Annotated in this window: 19 protein-coding genes and 1 riboswitch; of the genes, 10 read left to right on the top strand and 9 right to left on the bottom strand. The window is 70.2% G+C overall.

The features are described 5' to 3' along the window. Positions 1 to 151: 151 nt before the first annotated feature. From ABH941_RS31535 to ABH941_RS31500, 8 genes are all read left to right on the top strand, one after another. Positions 152 to 5,176, top strand: a complete 5,025-nt coding sequence (locus ABH941_RS31535) for a hypothetical protein (RefSeq protein ID WP_370132984.1) — start codon at positions 152 to 154, stop codon at positions 5,174 to 5,176. A gap of 127 nt (positions 5,177 to 5,303) precedes the next feature. After that, positions 5,304 to 6,224 (top strand): L,D-transpeptidase family protein, encoded by a 921-nt coding sequence (locus tag ABH941_RS31530; RefSeq protein ID WP_370132983.1) that lies wholly within the window; start codon positions 5,304 to 5,306, stop codon positions 6,222 to 6,224. Between the two features lie 427 nt (positions 6,225 to 6,651). After that, the gene (locus tag ABH941_RS31525; RefSeq protein WP_370132982.1) at positions 6,652 to 7,257 is read left to right on the top strand and encodes an RNA polymerase sigma factor; all 606 of its coding nucleotides are present in this window, start codon (positions 6,652 to 6,654) and stop codon (positions 7,255 to 7,257) included. Between the two features lie 17 nt (positions 7,258 to 7,274). Further along, positions 7,275 to 8,252 carry a CU044_5270 family protein gene (locus ABH941_RS31520; RefSeq protein WP_370132981.1) on the top strand — a complete coding sequence of 326 codons (978 nt, stop codon included), beginning with the start codon at positions 7,275 to 7,277 and terminating at the stop codon, positions 8,250 to 8,252. 57 nt (positions 8,253 to 8,309) lie between these two features. After that, positions 8,310 to 9,515, top strand: a complete 1,206-nt coding sequence (locus ABH941_RS31515; RefSeq protein ID WP_370132980.1) for a hypothetical protein — start codon at positions 8,310 to 8,312, stop codon at positions 9,513 to 9,515. A 120-nt stretch (positions 9,516 to 9,635) separates the two neighbouring features. Beyond that, positions 9,636 to 9,773 (top strand): hypothetical protein, encoded by a 138-nt coding sequence (locus ABH941_RS31510; RefSeq protein ID WP_370132979.1) that lies wholly within the window; start codon positions 9,636 to 9,638, stop codon positions 9,771 to 9,773. Beyond that, positions 9,770 to 10,573 (top strand): AAA family ATPase, encoded by an 804-nt coding sequence (locus ABH941_RS31505; protein ID WP_370132978.1) that lies wholly within the window; start codon positions 9,770 to 9,772, stop codon positions 10,571 to 10,573. The genes ABH941_RS31510 and ABH941_RS31505 overlap by 4 nt, the downstream gene beginning before the upstream one ends. Positions 10,574 to 10,821: 248 nt before the next feature. After that, positions 10,822 to 11,031 (top strand): hypothetical protein, encoded by a 210-nt coding sequence (locus ABH941_RS31500; RefSeq protein ID WP_370132977.1) that lies wholly within the window; start codon positions 10,822 to 10,824, stop codon positions 11,029 to 11,031. A 14-nt stretch (positions 11,032 to 11,045) separates the two neighbouring features. Here the strand turns inward: ABH941_RS31500 and ABH941_RS31495 are convergent, their stop codons facing one another. Continuing rightward, on the bottom strand, positions 11,046 to 11,699 hold the full coding sequence (locus tag ABH941_RS31495; RefSeq protein ID WP_370132976.1) for a hypothetical protein: 654 nt from the start codon (positions 11,697 to 11,699) through the stop codon (positions 11,046 to 11,048). Between the two features lie 71 nt (positions 11,700 to 11,770). Continuing rightward, a riboswitch (M-box (ykoK) riboswitch) is annotated at positions 11,771 to 11,944 on the top strand. Between the two features lie 311 nt (positions 11,945 to 12,255). On the opposite strand from ABH941_RS31495, the gene ABH941_RS31490 reads away from it, so the two are divergent. Together ABH941_RS31490 and ABH941_RS31485 are read left to right on the top strand one after the other, a co-directional pair. After that, on the top strand, positions 12,256 to 13,602 hold the full coding sequence (locus tag ABH941_RS31490; RefSeq protein WP_370132975.1) for a magnesium transporter MgtE N-terminal domain-containing protein: 1,347 nt from the start codon (positions 12,256 to 12,258) through the stop codon (positions 13,600 to 13,602). Beyond that, complete coding sequence (locus ABH941_RS31485; RefSeq protein WP_370132974.1) at positions 13,599 to 14,921, top strand: NRAMP family divalent metal transporter; 1,323 nt, start codon at positions 13,599 to 13,601, stop codon at positions 14,919 to 14,921. The genes ABH941_RS31490 and ABH941_RS31485 overlap by 4 nt, the downstream gene beginning before the upstream one ends. 34 nt (positions 14,922 to 14,955) lie before the next feature. Here the strand turns inward: ABH941_RS31485 and ABH941_RS31480 are convergent, their stop codons facing one another. The 8 genes from ABH941_RS31480 to ABH941_RS31445 all read right to left on the bottom strand — a co-directional run bounded on the left by ABH941_RS31480 (position 14,956) and on the right by ABH941_RS31445 (position 23,747). Next, the gene (locus ABH941_RS31480) at positions 14,956 to 16,281 is read right to left on the bottom strand and encodes an LPXTG cell wall anchor domain-containing protein (RefSeq protein ID WP_370132973.1); all 1,326 of its coding nucleotides are present in this window, start codon (positions 16,279 to 16,281) and stop codon (positions 14,956 to 14,958) included. Between the two features lie 176 nt (positions 16,282 to 16,457). Then, a complete protein-coding gene (locus ABH941_RS31475; protein ID WP_370132972.1) occupies positions 16,458 to 17,912 on the bottom strand; it encodes a phosphatidylinositol-specific phospholipase C domain-containing protein in 1,455 nt (484 codons plus the stop codon). Positions 17,913 to 18,116: 204 nt separating this feature from the next. Beyond that, positions 18,117 to 19,115, bottom strand: coding sequence for an ABC transporter (locus ABH941_RS31470; protein ID WP_370132971.1), 999 nt, complete (start codon positions 19,113 to 19,115; stop codon positions 18,117 to 18,119). Continuing rightward, positions 19,112 to 20,065, bottom strand: coding sequence for an ABC transporter ATP-binding protein (locus ABH941_RS31465; protein ID WP_370132970.1), 954 nt, complete (start codon positions 20,063 to 20,065; stop codon positions 19,112 to 19,114). Before ABH941_RS31465 ends, ABH941_RS31470 begins: the two co-directional genes overlap by 4 nt. Continuing rightward, positions 20,062 to 20,493 carry a GntR family transcriptional regulator gene (locus ABH941_RS31460; protein WP_370132969.1) on the bottom strand — a complete coding sequence of 144 codons (432 nt, stop codon included), beginning with the start codon at positions 20,491 to 20,493 and terminating at the stop codon, positions 20,062 to 20,064. Before ABH941_RS31460 ends, ABH941_RS31465 begins: the two co-directional genes overlap by 4 nt. 110 nt (positions 20,494 to 20,603) lie before the next feature. After that, positions 20,604 to 20,843, bottom strand: coding sequence for a hypothetical protein (locus ABH941_RS31455; protein ID WP_370132968.1), 240 nt, complete (start codon positions 20,841 to 20,843; stop codon positions 20,604 to 20,606). Between the two features lie 133 nt (positions 20,844 to 20,976). Beyond that, positions 20,977 to 22,884: a CocE/NonD family hydrolase gene (locus tag ABH941_RS31450; protein WP_370132967.1), complete on the bottom strand. Its 1,908-nt coding sequence runs from the start codon at positions 22,882 to 22,884 to the stop codon at positions 20,977 to 20,979. Next, positions 22,881 to 23,747, bottom strand: coding sequence for a substrate-binding periplasmic protein (locus tag ABH941_RS31445; protein WP_370132966.1), 867 nt, complete (start codon positions 23,745 to 23,747; stop codon positions 22,881 to 22,883). Before ABH941_RS31445 ends, ABH941_RS31450 begins: the two co-directional genes overlap by 4 nt. Positions 23,748 to 23,763 lie beyond the last annotated feature (16 nt).

The following is a 23,763-nucleotide window of genomic DNA, read 5'->3' as shown; positions in this document are numbered from 1 at the left end:
TTCGGCTTCGGCTTCGGCTTCGGCTTCGGCTTCGGCTTCGGCTTCGGCTTCGGCTTCGGCTTCGGCTTCGGCTTCGGCTTCGGCTTCGGCTTCGGCTTCGGGTCAGGCTGCCGCGCCCCAGGCCCGGGTCGCCGCGCAGCCGGCTTCGTCGGTGCGGCCGAGCAAGAGCGCCGTCGCGGCGGAGCACAGCGCCGCGAGTGTGGTCGGCGCTCACCGCGCCAAGGTGAAGATCTCCTACAGTCGTGGCCAACAGCACCTGGCCCTGGACAAGGCGCTGCTGACCGCCAAGACCACCGAGTACCCGGTCTTCGTGGACCCGGACTGGTCCGGGTCGCCGGGACGCAGTCAGCTGAACTGGGCGCGGCTCTCCGACAACGGCGACAACGTCTACAACTCCACGGCCACCAGCGGGGATGCGAACGCACGCGTGGGCTGGGACAACAACACTCCCGGCAACGGCGAGCGGGCGCGCACCTACTACCAGATGAACACCAGCGGGGTGAAGGGCACCGTCATCCTGGACGCCAACCTGTACGTGTCCCAGGTGTCGGTGGCCTCGTGCAGCAGCACGCCCTCGGTGGTCTACGGCACCGGTGCACCTTCGCAGTGGAACTCTTCGTCCCTGTCGTGGGGTCATGAGCCCGCGATCCAGACCGGGGTCTTGAGCACGTACTCCAGTAAGGAGGGCGGGATCTGCCCGCGTACCTCGTCCTCGGATCCCAGCCAGTCCTACCCCAGTCCCCCGGATCTGGATTTCGACATCAAGGGCCGGATCGCCGACACCGCGGCGGCGGGCTACAACAACGCGACGCTGATGGTGGAGTCGGCCGACATGAACGACGCCACCCAGTGGAAGCAGTTGGGCTACGGCGGCGGCGCGTCACTGACGATCACATTCACCACCCGGCCGAAGATGAGCGCCGGGGCCACGATGACTCCCCCGGCGGTGGCCTACCAGGGCACGAGCTACTTCACCACCCACACCCCCACGCTGCACGCCCAGGCTACCGACAACGACCCGGCCGCCGGCTCGGAGAACCTGCACCTGATCTACACGGTCTACAAGTCCAACGGCACCCAGGTCGCCACCGGTGACGAGCCGTCAGCGAGCACCTACAACCGCTACGGCAACGCCTGGACCACGCCGTCGTTGGCGGACGGCTCCTACTACTGGAACGCCACCGCGCAGAACAGTTCGGGGTACTGGGCCGGCTACTGGTCCGGCAGCACCTGGCACGGTTCGACCACGGCCAACCAGTCCTTCACCATCGACACCAGCCGCCCGCACGCCCCCACGGTCTCCTCGACGCAGTTCCCGCGCGGCGAGATCGGTGACGCCTACGGTGACAGCGGCCGGTTCGTGTTCAACAACGACAAGTTCACCAGCATCAAGGGCTACGTCTTCACCCTGGACGGCAGCCTGAACACCTACCAGTACACCAGCTCCACCCCAGCGTGGACCGCCTCCACCAAGATCGCCGCAGGCTCGATCTACTACGCCGGCGCTGACAACAACAACGGCACCGGCACCTCCGTCACCAACGGCACGGCCGCTCCCACCTTCGCGCCGGGCACCAACGGGCCGCACACCCTGTCGGTGATGGCGATCGGGGTGGCCAACACCAACTCCCTTCCGGCCGCGTACCAGTTCAGCGCTGGCACGGTCACCCCGACCTGGGTGTACGGCGACAAGATGGTCACTGGCTACAGCGCCACCAACACCGACCAGAGCACCACGGTGGTACCCGCGGCGACGAAGTCCAGCACCGGCGGGGCCCTGATCACGCAGCCGAGCTACAGCAGCAGCTACGTCTTCGCCGACGGCAACCAGGGCATGTTCGCCAACGCCAGCAGCACCGCGAAAATCGCCAATGGCGACAGCGCCACCTTCTCCTTCGACATCCCCGCCACCGGCCTGTGGGACATCGGGGCGAACCTGACCAAGGGCGTCGACTACGGCACCTACACACTGACCCTGGACACCGGCAAGTCCACCCAGTGGACGATGATCAAGAACTTTGACGGCTACAGCCCCGCCACCAGCACCCAGTTCGAGGACTTCGGCTACGCCACGGACGCGACCGGGAACAAGATGAGCCTCAACGCGGGCCTGCACACGGTCACCCTGCAACTGGTCGACAAGAACTCCGCCGCCACCGGCTACCAGGCCGGCATCGACGTCCTGCGCCTGGGCCTCGGGCTGACCTGCACCATCACCGACACCACGCACTGCCTGAACAACACCGCGATCAGCGCCAACACCAACGGCACCAACGGCACCACCACGGCCAAAGCCGACAACTACGGCAACTCCCTGTACGCCGGGGACCTGACCGCGGCCGGCTGGACCAGCAAGGGCACGGTCACCGTCGACGGCGCGACCATCGCCCTGCCCGCCTTCGGCACCAGCAGCGACACCGCGGACAACATGGTCGCCTACGGCCAGTTCGTCACCCTCCCAGCCACCGGCACCGTCAACCACGGCAGCGCCCTGGTCCTCCTCGCCTTCGCCAGCGACGGCCAAGCCGTCGACGACACCGGCACGATCACCTACGCCAGCCCCTGCAACCACAGCCTTACCCAGCGGTACACCCTGGACACCGTCCCGGACTGGGTAGCCGGCGCCGGCGGCGCCTATGCCGCCGTCGTGCTGGCGCACCGGGACAGCCCCGCCGGACAGACCTCCCCCACAGGAGGCGCCAAGATCTACGCGATCAGCGTGCCGTTGAAGTGCCCCGGGGCCACCATCACCGGCATCCAGCTGCCGCAGGCCAACGCCGTCGGCTCCGGCGGCCCCTCCGCCCACATCCTGGGACTGGGGCTGCGCCCGGTCTCCTTCACCCCCACCCAGCACTGGGTCGGCACCTGGTCAGCCGCCCAGGACACCGCCACTGCCAGCGCCGGCGGAACCAGCCCGGCCCTGACCAAGCAGACCCTGCGGATTCCCGTGCAGGTCAGCACCGGCACCGACAGCAGCAACCAGGTCCGCATCCACCTGTCCAACGCCCAGGGAACCACCCCCGTCACCTTCGACGCCGCCTCCGTGGCCGTGCAGAGCACCACCGCCCTGGGCGCCACCCCTGCCACTGCCCCGCTGGCCCTGACCTTCGGCACCGCCAGCAGCCACAGCGTCACCATCCCCGTCGGCGGCGACACCGTCAGCAACCCCGTGACCCTGACCGTGGCCTCCGCGGCCACCGTGCTGGTGAGCCTGCAGGTCGACGGCACCGTCGCCACCCTGTCCGGGCACGCCGACGCCCTCAACCCCGTCTACACCTCCACCAGCGGCGACGGACTGGACCACACCACCGACACCGCCGCAACCGCCTTCACCGCCAGCACCATGACCGGGCTGCCCTACCTGTCCGCCATCGACGTCAGCACCCCGGTCGCCAGCCCGGTCGGCTCCGTGGTGTTCTACGGCGACGGCAACATCAACTCCGACCACGCCGCTAGCAACGGCCGGAGTCACCTCACCGATGACATCGGTGCCGGTCTGGTGAAAGAGAACGGCACCGTCCCCTACGGCCTCCTCGCGCAGGGCACCAACGGCACCACGGGCCCCAACAACCAACTGCCCGACGTCACCAACTCTCTCACCCCCTTCAGTGCCTACGGCCCCCTGGACCGCGGCGCGCTGCAGGCCACCAACGTCCGCTCCGTGGTCATCGCCGAGGGCAGCAGCGACCTGCAAGCCTGCACCGATACCGTCACCAACTGCACCAGCAGCATCGTCAAGAAACTCACCGCCCTGGCCTCCGAAACCAGAGTCTTCTACAGCGACGACCTGGACAGCGACCACAACCAACCACTGCTGGCCGTCTACGTCGCCACCATCCCTCCCTCGGCCGCCTTCACCACGGACCAGGAAACCGCCCGGGAAGCCATCAACGCGATCATCAACCCACTCGGCGGCACCTACCTCAACAGCAACGCCGACGGGGCGATCGACTTCGCAGCAGCGGTATCCACCCCCGCCGGCTCCGGCACCGACAGCTCTCCCACGGTCGCCGCCGGCTTCCTCACCAACGGAATCCCGAACGACGCCTACTACCAGGCACTCGCCACCGAGTTCACCAACGACTTCAACGCGAACACCGTGGCCCCGGGCATGGCACCCTTCAGCCAGGAGCACTGGCCGCTGGCCACCGACGGCAGTGACGTGGCCATGGGCAACAACGCCACCAACCCCACCACCGACACCCTCTCCTACAGCACCAGCGGCAGCCCCAGCACGGCACCCGGCAGCGGATCCGCCACGTTCGACGGAACCAACTACCTCACCGCCCCCAACACCGCCATCGACACCGGCTCGGACTACAGCATCGCCGCCTGGGTCAAACTCCCCACCGGCTACAACACCACCGGCTACGACACCGCCGTGTGCCAGCTTGACGACACCGGCCAACGCTGCGGCGCCTACCTGCAGTACTCCGGCTCGCAGCAAACCTGGGCCTTCGTCGCCCCCAGCTCCGACACCCGCTACCCGGGCAGCTACGCCTTCGCCCACGCCACCGGCACCCCGACAGCCAGTGCATGGACCCACCTGGTCGCCACCTACAACTCCGCCACCCACGCCATGGCCCTCTACGTCAACGGGACCCTCGCCGGATCCGGCACCAACGACAGCCCCTGGAGCGCCAGCGGACCCCTGCTCATCGGGGGCGCCGACGGCGCAGGTGTCGGCCTCACCACTCTGAGCACCGGCAGCTTCACCGGCAGCATCTCCGCCGTCACCACCTACCCCTACGCCCTGACCAGCGGACAAGTAGTCGCCCAGTACCACGCCGACCTTGGCGCCCAGGTCTTCGCCCCCGACAGCACCACCCACCCCGGCAACGACCCCACCACCACCTGGTCTGTCCCCAGCACCACCGCAGGCGCCACCAACACGATGACCTTCACCAACGGCGTCCTCACCGTCACCAACGGCGCCACCAACAAGACCTTCACCGCCAGCAGCACTCCCAGCACCGGAACCCCCCAACTGGTCTTCCAAGCCGACGGCAACCTCGTCATCTACCCCGACCCCGCCACCGCCTCCATCGCCAACGGCCACGAGCTCTGGTCCAGCGTCACCGGAGGCCACTACGACGCAACCCTCGCCCTGCAACCCGATGGCCAACTCGTCATCTACAACACCCAAGGCACCGCCGTCTGGACCTCCGCCACCTAGGAAGCTCCTGCAACGACCGCGGCCCCGCACCCAGCAGGTGCGGGGCCGTCCACTCATCCCCGTGTGGTGGTGCGGCCAAGCCCCGACCTGGCCGCACCACCGCACACTTCGCCAAGGAACCCCGACCATGAGCAGCACGCCGGGCCGTCATGCCCGTCCTCGTACCCCGTTGATGCGCTGGTCTGCGGCCGCCTCGACCACGGCCGTGACCTTGGGTGCGTTCGCGGCCGCGACCCTGCTGTCCACCGGCACCGCCCAGGCCGCCACCCACGACACGGCCCACACCGTCACGGCCGGTGACACCCTGTCAGGGATCGCCGCCCTGGAACACACTCCCGGCGGCTGGCCCGCGATCGCCCGGCTCAACCACCTCACCGCGCCCTACCTCATCCACCCGGGCCAGAGCCTGCTTCTGCCCCCCGGCGCCGTGGCCGGCAACGGCGGCATGTCCTTCCCCGTCCCCGTCACCCTCGGCAACGCCCTCCAAGTGATCACCGTCAAAGCCACCGGCAGCTACGCCACCGTCACCGCCTGGCAGCACCAGGGCCACAGCTGGATCCCGCGGTACACCACCACCCAGGCCCGCGTCGGCGCCAACGGCATCACCGACGGCACCACCCGCCACCAGGGAACCGACACCACCCCCACCGGCACCTACACCATCACCCAGGGCTTCGGCGTCGGCGCCAACCCCGGCACCAAAATGCCCTACCACCAGGTCACCAGCGCCGACTGGTGGGTCGAGGACCCCCAGTCCCCCTACTACAACCAGATGCGCACCGCCGCCCAAGGCGGCTTCCCCCTGACCGAAACCGGCGACCTCGGCAGCGAACACCTCATCAACTACCCCACCCAGTACCACAACGCCCTGGTCATCAACTACAACATGAACCCCGCCGTCCCCGGCCGCGGCGCCGGCATCTTCCTCCACGACCTCGGCCCCCAGGCCGGCCCCACCGCAGGCTGCGTCGCCCTCCCCACCACCGTCATCACCCAGATCATGCAATGGATCAACCCCGCCCAACACCCCATCATCGCCATCGGCTGACAGCACTGGGGACGGACCGCACCAGCTGGGTCGGAGCCTTTTAGGTAGTCAGAGCCAGCAGATCTACAGGACACCCACTCGGCCCCTCAAACACCGTCACTGACCTGCGGGGCGATGGCCCAGCAGCTCCTCGAGCTCCTCGCGCGACAGATCGAACGTACACACGTACCCCATGGCGCGCGGCCTCCCCTCGACACGAACGCCTGTGCGTCCGCAAGTCGAGGGGAGGCTACCAGCGGGTCCGCAACGGACGCGGCGTCAAGCCTGCAGACCGTATGAGCTGGGTCGGAGGGTGCGAGGAGGACGGGGCGGTGTGGGCGGGGTGCCGCAGCTGTTACAAGGTGGCTGTGCGTCCGTGAAGAAGGATTCGCTCCGAGGCGAAGTACGGGTGTGACCACTTTTCCGTACCAACTGCCCAGGGATCCCTGTGACGCCACACGTTGATCTGCACGACCCCACGTGGACGGCGGCTGACGCGTCCGTGCAAGCAGCAGTCGAGGCCTCGTTGGGTGCGCCGGAGCGCTTCGCGCTGGTGTATGACGCCCACTATCGGAGTGTCCACCGCTATCTGGCCGCCCGGCTCGGGGCGGATGCGGCCGAGGACGTGGCGGCGGAGGTGTTCCTGACCGCCTTTCGGAAGCGCGGGAGTTTCGACCCGGCCCGGGGGCAGGTCCGGGCCTGGCTGTTCGGCATCGCCACCAACCTTGTCGGCCGCCACCGCCGCACCGAACGGCGGCACTTCATGAACCTGCGTGCGGGAGAAACCGATGCCGAGACCGGTTTCGAGGACACCGTCGCCGACCAGGTCGCCGCACAGCTGCTGCGTCCCCAGCTCGGCCAGGCGCTGGCCACGCTCGCCCGGGACGACCGCGATGTCCTGCTGCTGATCGCGGTGGCCGGGCTCAGCTACGCCGAGGTCGCCCAGGCCCTCAGCATCCCCTCGGGCACCGTCGGCTCCCGGATGAACCGGGCCCGCACGAAGATGCGGCGGCTGCTGGAACCCGCGCTCGCCCAGCACACAACCACCAACTAGCGGAACAGAGAACCACCATGGATGAACTTACCTTGATCGGGAACGCACTGTCCGGACCCGAGACCGAACCGAGCCAGGAAGCCGTTGAGCGCGGCCGCGCCGCTCTGCTGAGCGCGGCGCGCACCCAGCCACGGCGCCGCCGTTGGACACTTCGGCTGGCACTGACCGGAGTCACCGCAGCCACGGCCGCCGTCGCGGTGGCCGTGACCGTCGCCCAGCCCGCCACCGCCCCCAGCCACCAGTCCCCGGCCACGGCCGCCAACGCCTCGACGTTCCTGAGCCAGATCTCCTACGTCCAGTCGATGCAGAGCGCCGACTGGGGCAACGCGCCCTACTGGCAGATCAGTACCGTCGCGGTGGAGGCGGACGGTTCGCGGGTCGCAGTACAGAAGCTCCTGGCCCACCACGCCGGACAGCTCTCGCACCTGCGCGTCACCTCACCCGTGCACGAGGACAAGACGTCACCGGGCCCGGGCCGGTTCAGCATCGGCACTCGCAACCTGACCTGGGAGCAGCTCGACGCGCTGCCCACCGATACCGCCGCGCTGCGCTCCGTGCTGGAGAAATGCGCCAACCCCGGGCAGGACAGGTCCGAGGAGGTCTTCACCGTCATCGGCGACCTGCTCGACTCCCCCGCCTCACCGAAACTGCGCAGCGCGCTGTACCAGGTGGCCGCGGACCTGCCCGGCGTCCGTCTAGTGGGCAAGGCCACCGACGCCACCGGCAGGTCCGGCACGGAGGTGGAACGGGCCGACGGCAAGATCGTCGTCCACTACATCATCGACCCGGCCAACGGCCAGCTGCTCGAAACCCTCGTCACGGCCGCCGAGGCCCTCCCAGCGCTGCCCGCCTCCCCCAAGCCGTCGACGTCCGGACTGGACGGCGTCGTCCAGGGACGCAACCAGTCCGGTGGCCGGCCCGCCCTCCGGGCCGGAGCGGTCGTGGAGCGGCTGACGTTCCTCACGGTCGGCCCCGCCGACAGCGCCACCGGCTGAGCGCGCGCCACCCAGCACCCACCACAACCCCGCATCCTCAGGACAGGAGCACATCACGTGTCCCGCACCAAGATATTGACCGCCGCCATCGCAATATCCATCGCTGCTGGGGCTCTGACCCCAGCCGTCCCGGCCTCGGCCGCTCCGGCCCCGCCGCGTACACCGGGTTGGACCGCCTCCGCCGTGCCGACCAAGGACACCATCCTCACCAGCGCCGCCCAGCCGGATGCGCACACCACCTGGGCCGCAGGGTTCCAGATCATCCGGATCGGCCCGAAAATCACTCAGCACCTGCCGGTCCTGCTGACCCGAAGGGACGGGGACCCACGTGGTTGGACGGCCACGGCAACCGCGCCCCTGCCCTCCGGCAGCCACACCCGGATCAACGCCGTCACCGCGGTCTCGGGCCGCGACGGCTGGCTGGTCGGCGACGACGCCCCGACCGTGGGCGGCATCGTCACCGAGCACTGGAACGGCGCGGTCTGGAAGCTGGCGAAGGCTCCCGTTCCAGCGGCGACCGTTCTGACCAGTGCCGGATTCCTGGGAGTGTCCGGAGCCGACAGCCGTGACGCGTGGGCGGTGGGCTGGGCCCAGGTCCGCAGTGCGACCGATGGGCCGAACGGACATCTGGAGGGACTGGTCGAGCACTGGAACGGCGTCGGCTGGAAGCCCGTCCCGCTCCCGAAGCTGGCCGGGGACTGGGCACTCAACGCCGTGACCGAGATCAACCCCCACGACCTGTGGGCAGTCGGCATGACCATGGACGATGACCAGCCGGTGCTGCTGCACTCCGACGGCCACGCCTGGACTCACGTCGCCACCCCGCGGTACCGCGGGGTCTTCGGCGAGTTCAACGCGGTCGCAGCCCGCGGGCCGAACGACGTGTGGGCGGTGGGCCGGGCGATGCTCGACCCGGCGGACACGGGTGTGGGGCACGCCCTGGTCGAGCACTGGAACGGCCACACCTGGCAGCAGGTCGCCACACCGAACGCGGCAGGCCGCATCGCATCCGTCGCCCTGACCCCCCAGGGCGTCACCGTGGTCGGGCGAACCACCCTGGCCCCGTACCCCGGTCCCGGCTCGGACGGCTACGCCATCCGGTTCTCCGGCGCGACATGGCAGCCCCTGGACCTGCCTGCGGGCACGCTGTTCGACCCCAGCAGCGTCGTGGCATCGCCCCAGCACCGGACCACGATCGTGGGTGAAATCGCCGATCCCACCCAGACCATGACGCAGTCGATGACCCTCACCAGCCACGGCTGAGCCACCGCTCGACGACGTGCAGGTCAGCACCGGCGGGCATGGCCCGGGCGGATCCCGCGCAGGACTCGCGGGCACTTCCGGCCACACCCGGGCCTTACCCGGCGCTGGGATGCTCCGGGGATGCGTCGAACTCTCGCGTTCACCGGTGCCGGCCTGCTGCTCACACCGACCGGCTGCTGCCATCGGGTCACTGGGAAGGCCAACACCGCCGAGGGTTCGCCGGCCGAACTGTCCGAACACCGGGCAGGTGTCCGATGAGTCTCCCTGCCCAAGGGTTCCTGCGGTACATCCGGCTCGACCCGCAAGCCGGCGCGGAGGGCTACCCGTTCGACCTGCCGGTGGTCGCCCGCCTCGCACGGCTCGGCAGACTCGATCTCGACCCCGGTACGACGTTCCTGGTCGGCGACAACGGCTCGGGGAAGTCCACCCTGATCGAGGCGCTGGCCACCGCTGCCGGGTTCAACGCCGAAGGCGGTTCGAAGTCGTTCCGCTTCGCCACCCGGTCCAGTGAGTCCAGCCTGGGCGACCATCTCGTCCTCTGCTGGAACCGCAGGCCGCGCACCGGTTACTTCCTGCGCGCCGAGAGCTTCTACAACGTGGCCACCGAGATCGACCGGCTGGACCGCGAACCGGGACCCTCCCTGCTGGCGGCCTACGGCGGCCGATCCCTGCACGAGCGCTCCCACGGCCAGTCGTTCCTCGATCTGGCGAACCACCGCTTCGGCCCGGGCGGTCTCTACATCCTGGACGAGCCGGAAGCCGCGCTGTCCGTGCAGGGCTGTCTGGCGCTGATGGTCCGGATGCGGGAGCTCCTGGCCCAGGGCAGCCAGTTCGTGGTGGCCACCCACTCGCCGATCCTGCTCGCCATGCCGGGCGCCCGGATCCTGCAGATCGAAACCGACGGCACGATCGAGCAGGTCGACTACGAGCAGGCCGAGCCCGTGGCACTGACCCGGGCGTTCGTCAACCACCCCCACAGGTTTCTGCGCACCATGTTCGACGACGTCGCCGCCGCGCCCGCGCCCGCGCCCGCACCCAGCGACGATAGATGGGCATAACAGTCGCACAACCGGTACACAGCAGATCTTCCTGAGGGCGCACTCACCTGCGACACTCTCGTCCCATGCGCACCATCCCCGCCGTCATAGGCCTGCTCATCCTCGCCGGCGTGAGCGGATGTTCCAGTGCTCCGCAAGGGCGTCCCGCAGTCGGTGCGACCGTCTCCTCGTCCAGGACCGCGCCACACGATTTCGACAGGCCGGGCGACCCGCACTGTGCCATTACCTACCACAGCGCAGGCGCCGACATGACCACCTGGACCGCCACCACCACCGTCCGCGGCGAACTCGTCACTCAGGCCTCGCACCCCGGCAAACCCGACCGCAACGACGACGTCATACCTGCCGGGAAGCACACGTACATCGCCTGGGCCGCACTGGCCAAGGTCACCGCCCTGAGCGGTGTGCTCCACGTCGACGGTGCCCAGTACCCCTGCTCGGTTGCGCCGGCACCCTGACCACCGCCCCGCCGCTACTCGGACTCCTCGTCGGGACACCACTCGCCCGGCCCGAACTTCCCTCCCGGAACGGCCTCGGCATACCTGAGCGGCAGCGCGCTGTCGCGGGCGGCGAGACGGACCTCCCAGGTGTCCTCCTGCGGCCAGGCGATGGCGAGCAGCCCCTCGCCGGCGTACTGCTCGGTGAACAGGTCCGGGCCGGGCAACCGGCGCAGCGGGGCGAGGAGCCGGTCCCGCTGCTCGGGTGTCAGCCCGTCGGCTGCCGCGCCGTACGGGGCGCCCTGGACTGTCTCGTGCAGCAGCAGCGCGGGCAGGAACTGCGACAGCCGCAGGGCGTCGTGCGGCTCCCAGCCGGCGTCGCCGCCGATCTCCCGCCGGTGGACGACGGGGTCCTCCGCGCCAGGGGCGACCGCGAACTCCTGCCACTCGAAGTCGTCCATGCAGAAGGCCAGCAGGCCCTCGGTCTCGTAGAGCCCGTCCATCGGGCTGACCTTGTGGTTGAACAGCAGCGGGCGGGTCCAGCGCGCGGTCGTGGCGTACCACTGGCGCAGCGCCGGCGGCAGTCCGTCCGGGTCCGCGGGCGGCGCTGCGGCGGGACGGTCGGGCGGGCCGTACCAGGCGGCGAGGAAGCCGGGGACGTCGTTGCGGTCATCGAGGAGTCGGCGCACGGGGTCAGTGTGCCGGGTCCGCCAGTTGGCGTGCGCGCAGGGTCGGGGCGTAAGGTTCGCACCGTTGATGAATGGCACCTCGTTCGGTGAGGCGTCTTCACGGACACAGGCCACTGATCCCACCCGTCGAGAGACGCTCCGGATCAGGACAGGTCTCCCCGGCCTAAGGGGTGACCCCAAGTGGCTTCCCCGCTTTCGGGGGACACGCCGTGGAGTGCTAAAGCTCTGACGAGTAGGGGTGGGCCGGGCGGCGTCATCGCCCCCACGGGTCGACCCTGCAGCCGCGCAGTGCAGGCGCTTCGCGCCCATGACCGCAGGGGGGTGGGATGGACAGCAGTCCGGGCCATAGTCGGCCCCACGATGATCTGACGTCCTTGCTGTCCCATCGCGGCGCGAGGCACGTGCCCCGGCACTGATCCGACCCGCCCGCGCCAGCCGCACCGGTGCGCGAGCGCGGGCCCGGGTGGCGTACGCCCAGGGGCTCTGCCTGGTGCTGCCCGGTGCCCCGCCGTGTCGGGGCCAGGGGGTGTTCACCTTGGCTGCCAATAATCTGCTCATGACCACGTCCGCGCGTCTGCGCAACCGCAGGGTCCAGCTCGTCCGCCGGGCGACCACCTCCAAGGCCGTGCGCGGCTCCCTGGTCTCGGTGGCCGGCCTGGTCGGCGCGCCGGTGGCCAACCAGGCTGCGGAGGAGGTCGGACGCGTGGTCGACGTGGTCGCCCGCCTCTACGGCACCGACCCCTATCCCCCGCTGACCGGCCTGGTGATCCGGATCGGGCGCCGGCGCGCGTTCCTGATGGCCGACGCGATCGAGCAGGTCGCCGCAGGCCGGGTGCGGCTGCGCACCGCCCGGATGGACCTGCGCGAGTACGAACGGCGCCCGGGCGAGGTGCTGCTGGCGCGCGACGTGCTCGACCATCAACTGGTCGACGTGGACGGCATCCAGGTCACCCGGGCGGCCGACCTCTACCTCGCCCCGCTGGCGGACCGCATCGTGCTGGTAGGCGTCGACGTCTCGCTGCCCACCCTGTTGCGCCGGCTCGGTCCGCGGCGCTGGCAGGCGCGGCCGACCCCGGAGCGGGTCCTGGACTGGCAGGCGGTGGCGCCCTTCGCCGAGCACGCCACCGACGGACCCGCGCAGGTGCGGCTGCGCGGGCCGCGCTCGGGGCTGCACCAGATGCGGCCCGCCGACCTGGCCGACGTCCTGGAGGACCTCGGCCGCTCCGAACGCCAGCAGCTGCTGGCGTGGCTGGAGCCCGCTGCGGCCGCCGACGCCCTGGAGGAGATGGAACCCGGCGAGTTGGAGAACCTCCTGCGCGAGGCCGGGCCCAAGTACGCCGCGCGGATGATGGAGGAGATGGAGCCCGACGAGGCCGTCGACGCCCTGCGCGACCTCGGCGAGGGCGAGCGCGAGTCGCTGCTGGACCGGATGCCCGCCGCCCAGGCCACCGGGCTGCGCTCGCTGCTGGCGCACCGTGAGGGAACCGCGGGCGGAGCGATGACGACCCGGCTGGTCACCGCCGGGCGCGAGCACACCGTGGCCCAGGTCCGCGCGATGCTGGCGCAGCAGTCCGAGCACCGTACCGAGATCGACGCGGTCGCCGTGCTGGACCCGGACGGCCGGCTGCTCGCCGACGTCCCCCTGTTCCATCTGACCGTCGCCGAGGACGCCGCGACCCTGGGCGAGATGGTGGACTGGCTGGCCCAGTTCGGGCCCCAGGCCGTGGTCGGCCCCGATACCCGTATCGACGAGGCCGCCGACCAGCTGCTGGCCTCCCGCGCCTCATCGCTGCTGGTGGTCGACGAGCACGAGCGGCCGGTGGGCCGGATGCTGGCCGACGACGTACTGGACACCCTGTTGCCCGAACGCGGGCGCCGCCACTTCCGGAGGTTCCTGCAGTGACCCGCGACCTCGACACCACCGCTGCCGGCACCGCCACCGATTCTCGGACGGGACGCGAAGGCGGGCCGGCCGCACCGGGACACCGCCGGGGCTGGAAGCGCATCGCCGCCGTCGCCGCGATCGCAGGTCCCGGGCTGGTGGCCGCGAACGCGGGCAACGACGCCGCCGGCATCGCCACCTATGCCTCGGCGGGTTCCCAGTTCGTCTACGGCACCTTGTTCTTCATGCTTCTGGTCACCGTCGCCCTGGTCATGGTCCAGGAGATGGCGGTGCGCCTGGGCGCCTACACCGGCAAGGGCCTGGGCGCGCTGATCCGCGAGCAGTTCAGCCTGCGGCTGACCGCGCTGGCGGTGTTCTGCCTGCTGCTGGCCAACACCGGACTGGTGGTCTCCGAATTCGCCGGCATCGGCGCCGCCTTCGAGCTCCTCGGCGTGCCCAAGTGGGCCGTCATCCCCCCGGCCGCCGTACTGCTGTGGGCGCTGGTGCTGTTCGGGTCCTACCGCTGGGCCGAGCGGATCTTCCTGCTCATGTCGCTCGCCTTCTTCGCCTACCCCGTCGCGATGGTCCTCGGGCATCCGGACTGGGGCCAGGTCGGCTCCCATCTGCTCATCCCGCACGTCCAGGGCGGCCAGGCCTTCATCCTGCTGGCCGTCGCCCTGATCGGCACCACGGTCAGCCCCTACATGCAGTTCTACGCGGCCGCCGGAGTGGTGGACCGCGGCGCCAAGCCGGAGGACTACAAGCTGATCCGCGCCGACGCCGTCATCGGCGCGGTCTTCGCCTGCGTGATCAGCCTGACCATCATCATCGCCACCGCCTCCGCGATCGGCGGCACCGGCCCGCTGCAGTCCGCCGCCCAGGCCGCCGAGGCCCTCAAGCCGGTCGCCGGGCAGGGCGCGGAACTGCTGTTCGCGTTCGGCCTGATCGGCGCCTCCGCCCTCGCGGGCGCGGTGGTGCCGCTGTCCGCCAGCTACGCGGTGGGCGAGGCGGCCGGGGTGGAGCGCTCGGTCTCGCGCCGCTTCCGCGACGCGCCCTTGTTCCTGGGCCTGTTCACGGTTCAGATCATCCTGGGCGCGGCGGTGGCCATGACACCGGTCGACGTGATCCAGCTGCTGATCGGCACCCAGGTCCTGCAGGGTCTGATCAGCCCGGTCGTCCTGGTCTACCTGCTGGTCCTGACCAACCGCCGCACCGTGCTGGGGGCCGCCGCCAACGGCCCCCGCTACCGCGTCGCGGCCACGGTCGTGGTCCTGGCCGTCGCCGCGATGTCGACGATCCTGCTCGTCCAGACCCTCCTCAGCTGGCTCGGCCTGGGCTGACCCGTGGCCCGGCCCCCGGGCCACGGGCCGGAGTTCAGCTGCGGCGGCCGACGCGACGGCGGGTGAGGAACACCGCGGCACCGCCCAGGAGAAGGACGGCCGCACCGGTGGCAGCGAGAGTCCCGGTGCCGGAGCTGCCCGTCGCCGCCAGGGCCGGTGCCGTGCTGGACGCCGACGCCGACCCAGTGGCGGAGGTGTCGGTGGCGGAGGCAGTGGCGGAGGCAGTGGCGGAGCTGGCGGAGGGGCTCGCGGAGGTTCCGCCGCCGGCGGGAAGGGTGTCGTCCACGAACAGCAGGCCCTTGGGCGAGCCGAAGGAGGCGAAGGCCGAGACCCTGCCGGTGGCCAGGTCGATCGTGCCGAGCGTGCCCGGGAGCGTGTCCGAGTCCTTGGGCACCGAGGTGAAGGCCTGCCCGGTGGTGAAGTGACCGGTGATCGCCAGCAGCTTGTTGTTCGCGGAGTCGACCACGTACAGCGTGCCGCTGCGCTTGGTGGCGAACGCGGTGTCGTCGACCTGGGTGCTGAGGTTGAGCACCTTGGGGGTGGCGCTGCCGTGCAGGAGGACCAGCTGCTTGTCGCCCTGGCTGTCGAGCAGGAAGTCGCCGCCGACGCCGGGCACGGCCGCAGGGACCTTCTCGCTGGAGTCGGGGTCGGACAGGTTCAGCTTGACGCTCTTGCCGGTCACCAGGTCGGTGGCGGTCGCGTTGTCCGCGAGCACCGGCGTCAGCGCGACGACGCCGTCGTGACCGGCCGCACCGGGGGTCAGCGTCGCGGTGTAGAGGGCGGCCTTGCTGTACGTCTTGCCGTCGGCGTCGGCGGCCGGGGCGGAGGCGGTGATGTAGACCTTCCCACCGGTGACCAGCACGCTGTCAGTGCCGCCGCCCTGCGTCAGGCCCTGGTAGCCGAAGTGCTGGACCTGCGCGGCCGATGCCGCCCCGGGGCTGACGCTGTAGAGGCTGGAGTTGCCGTCCTCGTTGACCGAGGCCAGCACCCGCTGGTGGGCGGAGTCGGCGCCCATGCCGTCGACCTTGCCCACGACCGCCCAGGACGCCAGCTTCTGCCCGGTCATCGTGTACTCCACGATCACGCTCTTGGTGGCGCCCTTGGTGGACGGCTTGCCGTCGGAGCCCACACCGTTCTGGTACGCGATGAACAGGTGCTCGCCGAGGCGGGTGATGTCGTCCGGGCTGCTCAGCCCGGACGGTCCGGCGGCCAGCTGGGTCACGGTGAACCCGGCCGGGACCGAGGTGGCGGCGAGAGCCGCCGACGGGCCGACGGTCCCGACGGCGAGGGCGGCGGTGAGCAGCGACGCGGCGGAGGCGGCTGCGGTTCGGCGGCGCGAGGAGGACGGGCGAGAGGTCATCGGGGATTTCCTTGGAAGTGAGGTCCACCGCGTTCGATGTCCTGGCGCGGTTGCATGACCCCAGTTGTTGCAGCCCGTGATGGCGAACGGGTGGCCGGGGGGCGAACGTGCACAGTCACCCAGTGAGGTCACAAGTAAGTCACAGGTAAGAGGCGGGCTCCGCGATCACCAACGGGTCAGGGAAGAGTCCAGACCTGTGCGTTGGTGCTGTTGCAGGTCCAGATCTGCAGCTGGGTCATATCGGTGCTGGTCGAGCCGGGGTCGTCCAGGCAGAGGCCGGACTGGGCGCTGACCAGTGCGCCGGACTCGGTCGCCGTCCACTGCTGGTTCGAACCGCCGTTGCAGGACCACAGGTCGACCTTGGTGCCCTTGCCGGTGGCGGCGCCGATGACGTCCAGGCAGAGGCCGTTGACGCGCAGGGTGCCGTCGGACTGCGGGGTCCACACCTGGGCGGCGCTGCCGTTGCAGGTGTAGATGTCGACGACCGATCCGTTGCTGCTGCCGTTGTAGGCGTCGTCCAGGCACTTGCCGCTGATGCCCGAGGTGAGCGCCCCGCTGAAGGTCACCCCGGGGTTGCGGTTGACGATGGCGGTGACCAGCGCGTAGCCGGGGTAGTCCATCTTGACCACGCCGGTGCGGGCCGCGTTGCCCGCGTTGAGGTAGTTCAGCAGCAGCGGGTTCTCGTTGGCGGCCACCTGGCCCGGGTTGGAGCCAAAGGGCGCGCAGTTGGCCGAGGTGTAGGTGGTGTAGAGGGCGCCGGAGGTGTCGTTGTTCGCCGCGACCAGATTGGCCTGCACCTCGTTCCACTTGCTGGTGGTGCCGCACTGCGTGTAGTCGTTCTCGACGTACGAGCCCCAGCTGCCGGTGGTCAGCTGGGTGAGGCCGTAGCCGGCGTAGACCTCGCCGCGCGGGCCGGTGAAGTCGGTGAGCACGATGTGGCCGCGCGCCTGGCCGAGCGTCGGCAGGGCGGCGGTGCTGCTGCCGGTGACGGTGGGCGCATAGAAGAGCCCGGGGTACTTGGCCACGTAGCCGGCGAAGATGCTGATCCGCTGGGCCGCGGTGGTGTTCGACGGATCGTCTGCGCAGTGGCCGATCGAGGCGCTGCCGCTGCCGCCCTCGGTGGAGTCCGCGTCGCACTCGCCGTGCAGGTCCATCAGGACCGTCTCGGTGGGGTGGGCGGAGAGGAACGCCTGAGCCTTGGTCAGCGTGTCGTCGAAGTTGGCGTTCTGGTAGATCGTGGTGTGGTGGATGGCGAAGGCGCCGCCGATCACCCGTACCCGGATGTCGATCGACCGGATCCCGGCGTCCAGCTGCGCGGTGAGGGTGGCGGCACTGTCGCCGTGGTCCTCCTGCGCCTCGTAGGAGTCCGGCAGCAGGCTGCCGCCGTGGATGGCGAGGGTGTCGTGGGTGCCGGGGATGGACATGCTCCCCAGGATGGTCGCGTCCGGGACCTGGCCCATCCAGTCCGAACGCGTCTGCGCGGTCAGGTTGTTGAAGGAGCTCGACCAGGTGCTGGGCTGCGCGGGCGCCGGACCGGCCGCCGCGAGTACCGCGGCGAGCGCGGCACCGCAGGCCATGGATGCGCGGCGCAGCAGCGTGGAACTGAACCGCCGCCGGTGGGAGTGGGTCACGGTCGGGTCCTTTCGGGAGCCGGGCAGGATAGATCATGTACCTGTCACCCGACAACCTACCTGCCGGTTCGCCCGGTGTCTGGATCCCGCAGCAATACGGCAGGCGTCCGGTCCACGACCACCGGGTGGCTGGTCGGTGGGGCCCGGCACCGCATGCGGTCCGAAGCCCCACCGTTCAGCGGGTTCAGCGTGGTTCAGCATGGTTCAGACCAGGCGCTTGCGGCCCCAGAGCAGGACGAAGGCCGCGATGGCGGCGGTCAGGGCGAAGAGGATCGCGGCGCCGAGCCACTGCATGCCCGACATCTGGCTCTGGTTGAGATAGGTGACCGCCCAGCCGACGACGTGCTTCTGGTCCAGGCAGGCGTTGGTCGCCGACGCGGTGGCCTCGTGGCAGTTGCCGTAGCCGATGTAGCTGCCGGACGAGGTGAGGTAGAACTGGTCGATCACATGCGTGCTGTTGGGCAGGACCGGGAAGGAGTTGTCCGCCAGCACGCCGTTGTGGGTGGTCGCGACCTGGAGATGGCCGAGGGACATCCGCTTGTACGCCCAGGCGATCTGCGTCGCGACGCCGAAGCCGAAGGTGACGACCATCGACATCAGGGTTCGGCGCAGCAGCATGCCGATCGCCACGCCCCCGACCACCGTGAACAGGGTGAGCGCCACGGGCACCGGACCGGTGTTGTCGAACACCGTGGCGGTGTCCCAACTGGGCCCGGCGGTCAGGCCCTTGAGCGGCGCCCACCACCAGCCGAAGGCGACGGAGACCACCGTGCTGCAGAGCACGACCACCGCCACGGCCATGCCCAGCTTGGTGACCAGCCACCGGACCCGGCTGGTGGACTGGGTGTTGACCAGTTTGGCGGTGCCGGTCTCCAGGTCGTTCGCGAGCAGCGGAGCGCCCAGGAAGACACCGATCACGACCGGGGCCAGCCCCAGCCCGAGGCTGATCCTGTCCATCGCGCTGGTGTCGAGGTGCTGCTCCCAGCCGTCCTTGAGGTGGGGCCAGCCCTGCAGGTCCAGATAGCTCATCAGCTGCGAGCGCTCGTAGGCGATCAGCAGGACGGCGCCCGCGGTGGCGGCCAGCAGGGTCCAGAAGGCGGCGCGGTGCTGACGCCAGATCAGCCAGTTCATGCCGCCCAGCCGCAGACCCCGCGCGGACCTGTCGGACCTGGCCGGGGCCGGGACGCTGGTCATGGTGCTCATGCCGCCACCGCCTGGACGTCGTCGATCCGGGCGCTCGCGGTGAGCAACGGCGCGGCTTGCGGCGAGCGCAGGTAGGCGAGCAGGAGTTCCTCCAGGTTCGGGGTTTCGGCCTGCCAGGCGCCGCCGGTCAGGCCGCCGGGGCCGGGGCGGACCAGTGCGGTGAACTGCCGTCCGCTGGTGCGGGTTTCGACCACGGTGTGGTGTCCGAGGTTTGCGGGCAGCTGCCCGTCGACGTGGGCCCCGGTGAGCAGGGCGTGGGCTTCGAGGAGTTCGTCGACCTCGCCGGCCAGCCGCAGTCCGCCGTCGGCGATGACCACCAGGTAGTCGCAGACGTTCTCCAGTTCGGAGAGCATATGGGTGGACATCAGCACGGTGGTGCCGTGCTCGGTCGCCTCGGCCAGCAGGGTGCCCATCATCTCGTGGCGCACCAGCGGGTCCAGGTCGGACATCGGTTCGTCGAGGATGAGCAGGTCGGGGCGCTTGCCGAAGGCGACGGCGAACGCGACCCGGGTGCGCTGCCCGCCGGACAGGGTGCCGATCTTCGCCTCCATGGGCACATTGCCGGCGCGGACGATGTTCTCGGCGGCCTTCTGGTCCCAGCCGGGGTTCAGTTCCCGGCCCAGGCGCAGCGTCTCGGCGACGGTGAAGCGGCGGAACAGCGGCTTCTCCTGGGCGAGGAACGCGGTGCGGCGGTTGGCCGCCTCGGACTCCGGGGCCTCGCCGAACACCCTCAGGCTGCCCGCCGTCGGCTCCAGCAGATTGCCGGCGATCCCCAGCAGCGTGGTCTTGCCGGCGCCATTGGGTCCGACCAGGCCGCAGATCCGGCCGACCGGCAGCCGGAAGGAGCAGTCCCGCAGCGCCCACCCGCGCCGGTACTTCTTGCCGAGCCCGTGCACCTCTATCGCGGCCGAGTCGTCCGGATCCCGGTAGTCCGTTCCGTTGCTGCTCATGTCTGCTCCCTCATTCCCAGCGCCTCTCCCTGTGCGGCGGCCACCGTGGTCCCGGCGTACCGCTCCTCCAGCACCGACGCGACCAGCGCGGCCACGTCCTCCCGTTCCAGTCCCGCCTCGCGCGCCTTGGCCACCCACGCGTCCAGCTCCCCGCGCAGCGGCGCGTCGGCCGCTGCCTGGGGGCGGGCGAGCGAGCGGAGCACGAAAGTGCCCAGGCCCGGTCGCGGTTCGACCAGGCCCTCCCGCTCCAGCTCCCGATACGCCTTGAGCGTCGTGTTCGGGTTGACCGCGCAGGTCTCGGCGACCTCCTTGGCCGTCGGCAGCCGGTCGCCCGGCAGCAGTACGCCCAGACGCAGCGCCTGTTTGGTCTGCTGCACGATCTGCTGGTAGGCGGCGACCCCGCTCCGCCGGTCGATGCGGAACTCCACTCGCTCATCACCACCCTTTAGCTACTCAGTTAGTGGAATGATGATGGAGGACGGAACGCAGACCTGTCAAAGAGGCCCGAATGGCCGCCGGCACGCGACGGCGCCGTGAATCAGCACCGAGGCGCGGACGACGTGCAGTTGGCACGGCGCTGCCCGCGCCGAATTCCGGCGGTCGGCGAGCCTCCCGAGAGCGCGGCGCGGAGCGCGAACAGGGCGTCGAGGTCGGCGGCCTCCACGAAGCGGCTCAGCAGCCTGTCGATGCGCGGGTCGTCCCCGGAGCGGACCGCGTCCAGGATGCATCCGATGCCCGAGCAGTCCGCCTTGGCCGAAGAATCGTTTCTGTTTGGCATATGCCAACAGTGCGCGACCGGTGCCGCGAGCGAAAGCCGGTGCTCACTCGTTCGGGTTGAGGATCCAACTCCGATGCACAGCACAGCGAATGAGCCTGTACAGTGCGGCCGCAGGACGCACCGGCGTCATCGGTCACGTCGGCTCGCCGGCGGCGAGAACGGGCACGATGAGCCGGGAACGGCCGTCGACATGCACATGGTTGGTCGCGACGACCTTGCGCCGGTCTCCGACCTCGGGTTCGCCGGTGTTGCTGTTGATGTCGAACCGCGGGAAATTGCTGGAGCTGATGTCGAGCCGTAGGCGATGACCCGCCTTGAAGAGGTTCGCGGTGTCCGGCGCCGCCACGACGATGTCGTAGACCTCGTTCGGGACCAGCGGGGCCGGCTCGCTGAAGGAATCGCGGTAGCGGCAGCGCAGGATGCCGTCGGTGAGGTTCATGGCGAAGCCCTGCGGATAGTCCTCGCTCGGCGGATGCACGTCGATGAGCTTGACGGTGAAGTCGGTGTCGCGGGCCGAGGACGAGACCGTCAGGTGCACCGTGACCGGCCCGGCCACCACCAGGTCCGCGTCGAGCGGCGGTGTCTGGAAGACCAGGACGTCAGGTCTGCTCTCCAGCGGCAGATACGGCTCGGTCGCACCGAAGAAGCGCCCGTCGGGACGCTGGTGGAAGGCGCCGCCGGTCATCACCGGTTCGCCGGAGGTGATCTGCCCCCCGATGGTCGGCACCGGATCGCGGGGGTCGAAGTCGTACGCGAGGCAGGTGCCGGGCGGGGCCTGGGCGTCGGGGGTCAGCGTCCCCTCGGGGCCCAGCCGCAGCACCAGGTCCTCGGCGGTGTCCGGGGGCCAGGAGTTCGCCGCGTACCAGCGTCCGCCGTGGTCGAGCCGTCCGTCGGAGTTCCGGCGGCCGGATCCGCCGCCCATGAGGAAGAAGCGTACGGGTGGGGGCGGGGCGGCCGTTCCTTCGGCGGCCAGGTGTGCGTCGAACCAGTCGAGCCGCATGGCCACGTAGTCCTCGGCGAGGTTCCCGTCGAGCCGGGCGCGCGGGCCGAAGGCGACGTCCCCGGCGTGGTCGACACTGCGCCCGCCATGGGTCCACGGCCCGAGCACGAGGTAGGCGGGGCTGTGCTTCCGGTGCCCCAGTTCGCGGAAGTTCTCGACGGCGGTGCGGATGTAGGGGTCGTACCAGCTGGAGATGTGCAGGCTGGGGACGTCCGGGAAGGCGTCGTAGAACCCGCGGGCGTAGATGCCGGGCTGCTGCCAGTACGCGTCGAACGCCCCGTGCTCCCACTGTTCGAGCAGGTAGTCCTCGTAGCCCGGGACGAAGCGCAGCGGGCTGGCGCCGCGTCGCCAGGGCGTCCGGGTGAACCAGGCCCTGAGGTCCTCCGTCGCCAGGGCGGCTTCCAGGACCGGGTTCTCCCGGACTTCGGCGCTGTTGGTGGCCCGCTCGAAGGCCCAGGTCGCCTGCTTCAGCTCGAAGGCGCCCCCCATCCGGGTGCCGGCCTCGTAGGCGCTGGCGAAGCCGCCGGAATCGAGGAACATCGCGGCCAGGTGCGGCGCGCCCAGTGAGGCCAGCGCCGCCTGGGCGTGAGCCGAGTAGGAGACGCCCATGGTCGCGACGCGCCCGTCGCACCAGGGTTGGACGGCGATCCACTCGACGGTGTCGTAGCCGTCGGAGGCTTCGCTGAGGTACTTGGTGAAGGTGCCCTCGGAGTCGCCACGGCCCCGGCAGTCCTGACGTACGATCAGATAGCCGCCGGAGACGAACCGTTCGGCCACGACCTCGGGCGCCGGCGGGCAGTCCGCGCCCAGTGCACCGTCGGATCCGCGTGCCGTTCTGCGGCCGTACGGTGTCCGCTCCAGGATGACCGGCCCCGGGGCCGGGTCGGGACGACCGGAGTAGAGATCGGCGACGAGCACGGTGCCGTCCTGGGCCGGAAGGCGGAGCACCCGCCGCCAGCAGGTCCGCCCGCCGGGAAGGGACAGGCGCTCCCAGCCGTCGCCCTGCTCCACTTCCTCCGACTGCACCTGCGCTGTGCTCATCCGGCGTCCTTGAACTGCCGGGCCAGCGCGGGCCATACGGCCAGGAGCTGCGGCTGGGGCGCTGTGTGGAAGTACTTACGGTAGAGGCGGGCGTAGCTGCCGTCCTGGACCATGGCGGCGATCTGCCCGTCGAGGGCGTCGAGGAACGCCTGGTGGTTCTTCGGCACCGCCATGGCGGTCGGGTGGTCGACCGGGGCCGACGCCGCCAGCCTGAGTGAGGCGTGCTCCGCCATGAACTGCTCGGCGTCGGGCCCGCCGACCGCGAAGCCGTCCAGATTGCCGTTCAGCAGCTGGCTCACCGCCGTGTTCGCGGTCGGGAACGCGACCGAGTGCGCACCCGGCATCCGTGCGGGCACCACGGGCACCTGGGAGGACCCGGTCACCACCCCGACCGTCCTGCCGGAGAAGTCGGAGAACGTGCTGAACGTGCTGTCCTTGGTGGTCAGAACGGCGAACGTGCTCCAGAAGAGCGGCTTGGTGAAGGCGACGCTCTTCTGCCGTTGGGCCGTGACGCCCAGGCCCGACGCCGCCAGGTCGTACTGGTTCGCGGTGAGTCCGGCCAGGGACGAAGTGACGGTGGTGGAGCTGTAGTCGACCTTCAGTCCGAGCCGCTTCGCCGCTTCGTCCGTCACGTCGATGATGAAGCCGACCGGCCTTCCCGACGCGTCGGCGTAGGCGAAGGGCGGCTGTCCGGTCTCGGTGGCGGCCTTGATGGTTCCGGGCTCGATCAGTCCGTACGGATTGCCGGCGGCGCCGCTCTTTCCGGAATCCGTGCCGCCGCACGCGGTGAGCAGCAGGACGGAGAATGTCAGCGAGCCGAAGGCCAGGACGGATCTGCGGGAGACTCTGCGGGAACTGGGCATGGGAAATCCTCCGGAT

The organism is Streptacidiphilus sp. EB103A (assembly GCF_041261405.1).
In the GTDB taxonomy this organism is placed as follows: Bacteria; Actinomycetota; Actinomycetes; order Streptomycetales; family Streptomycetaceae; genus Streptacidiphilus.
This window is presented reverse-complemented; position numbering and strand designations above follow the sequence as displayed.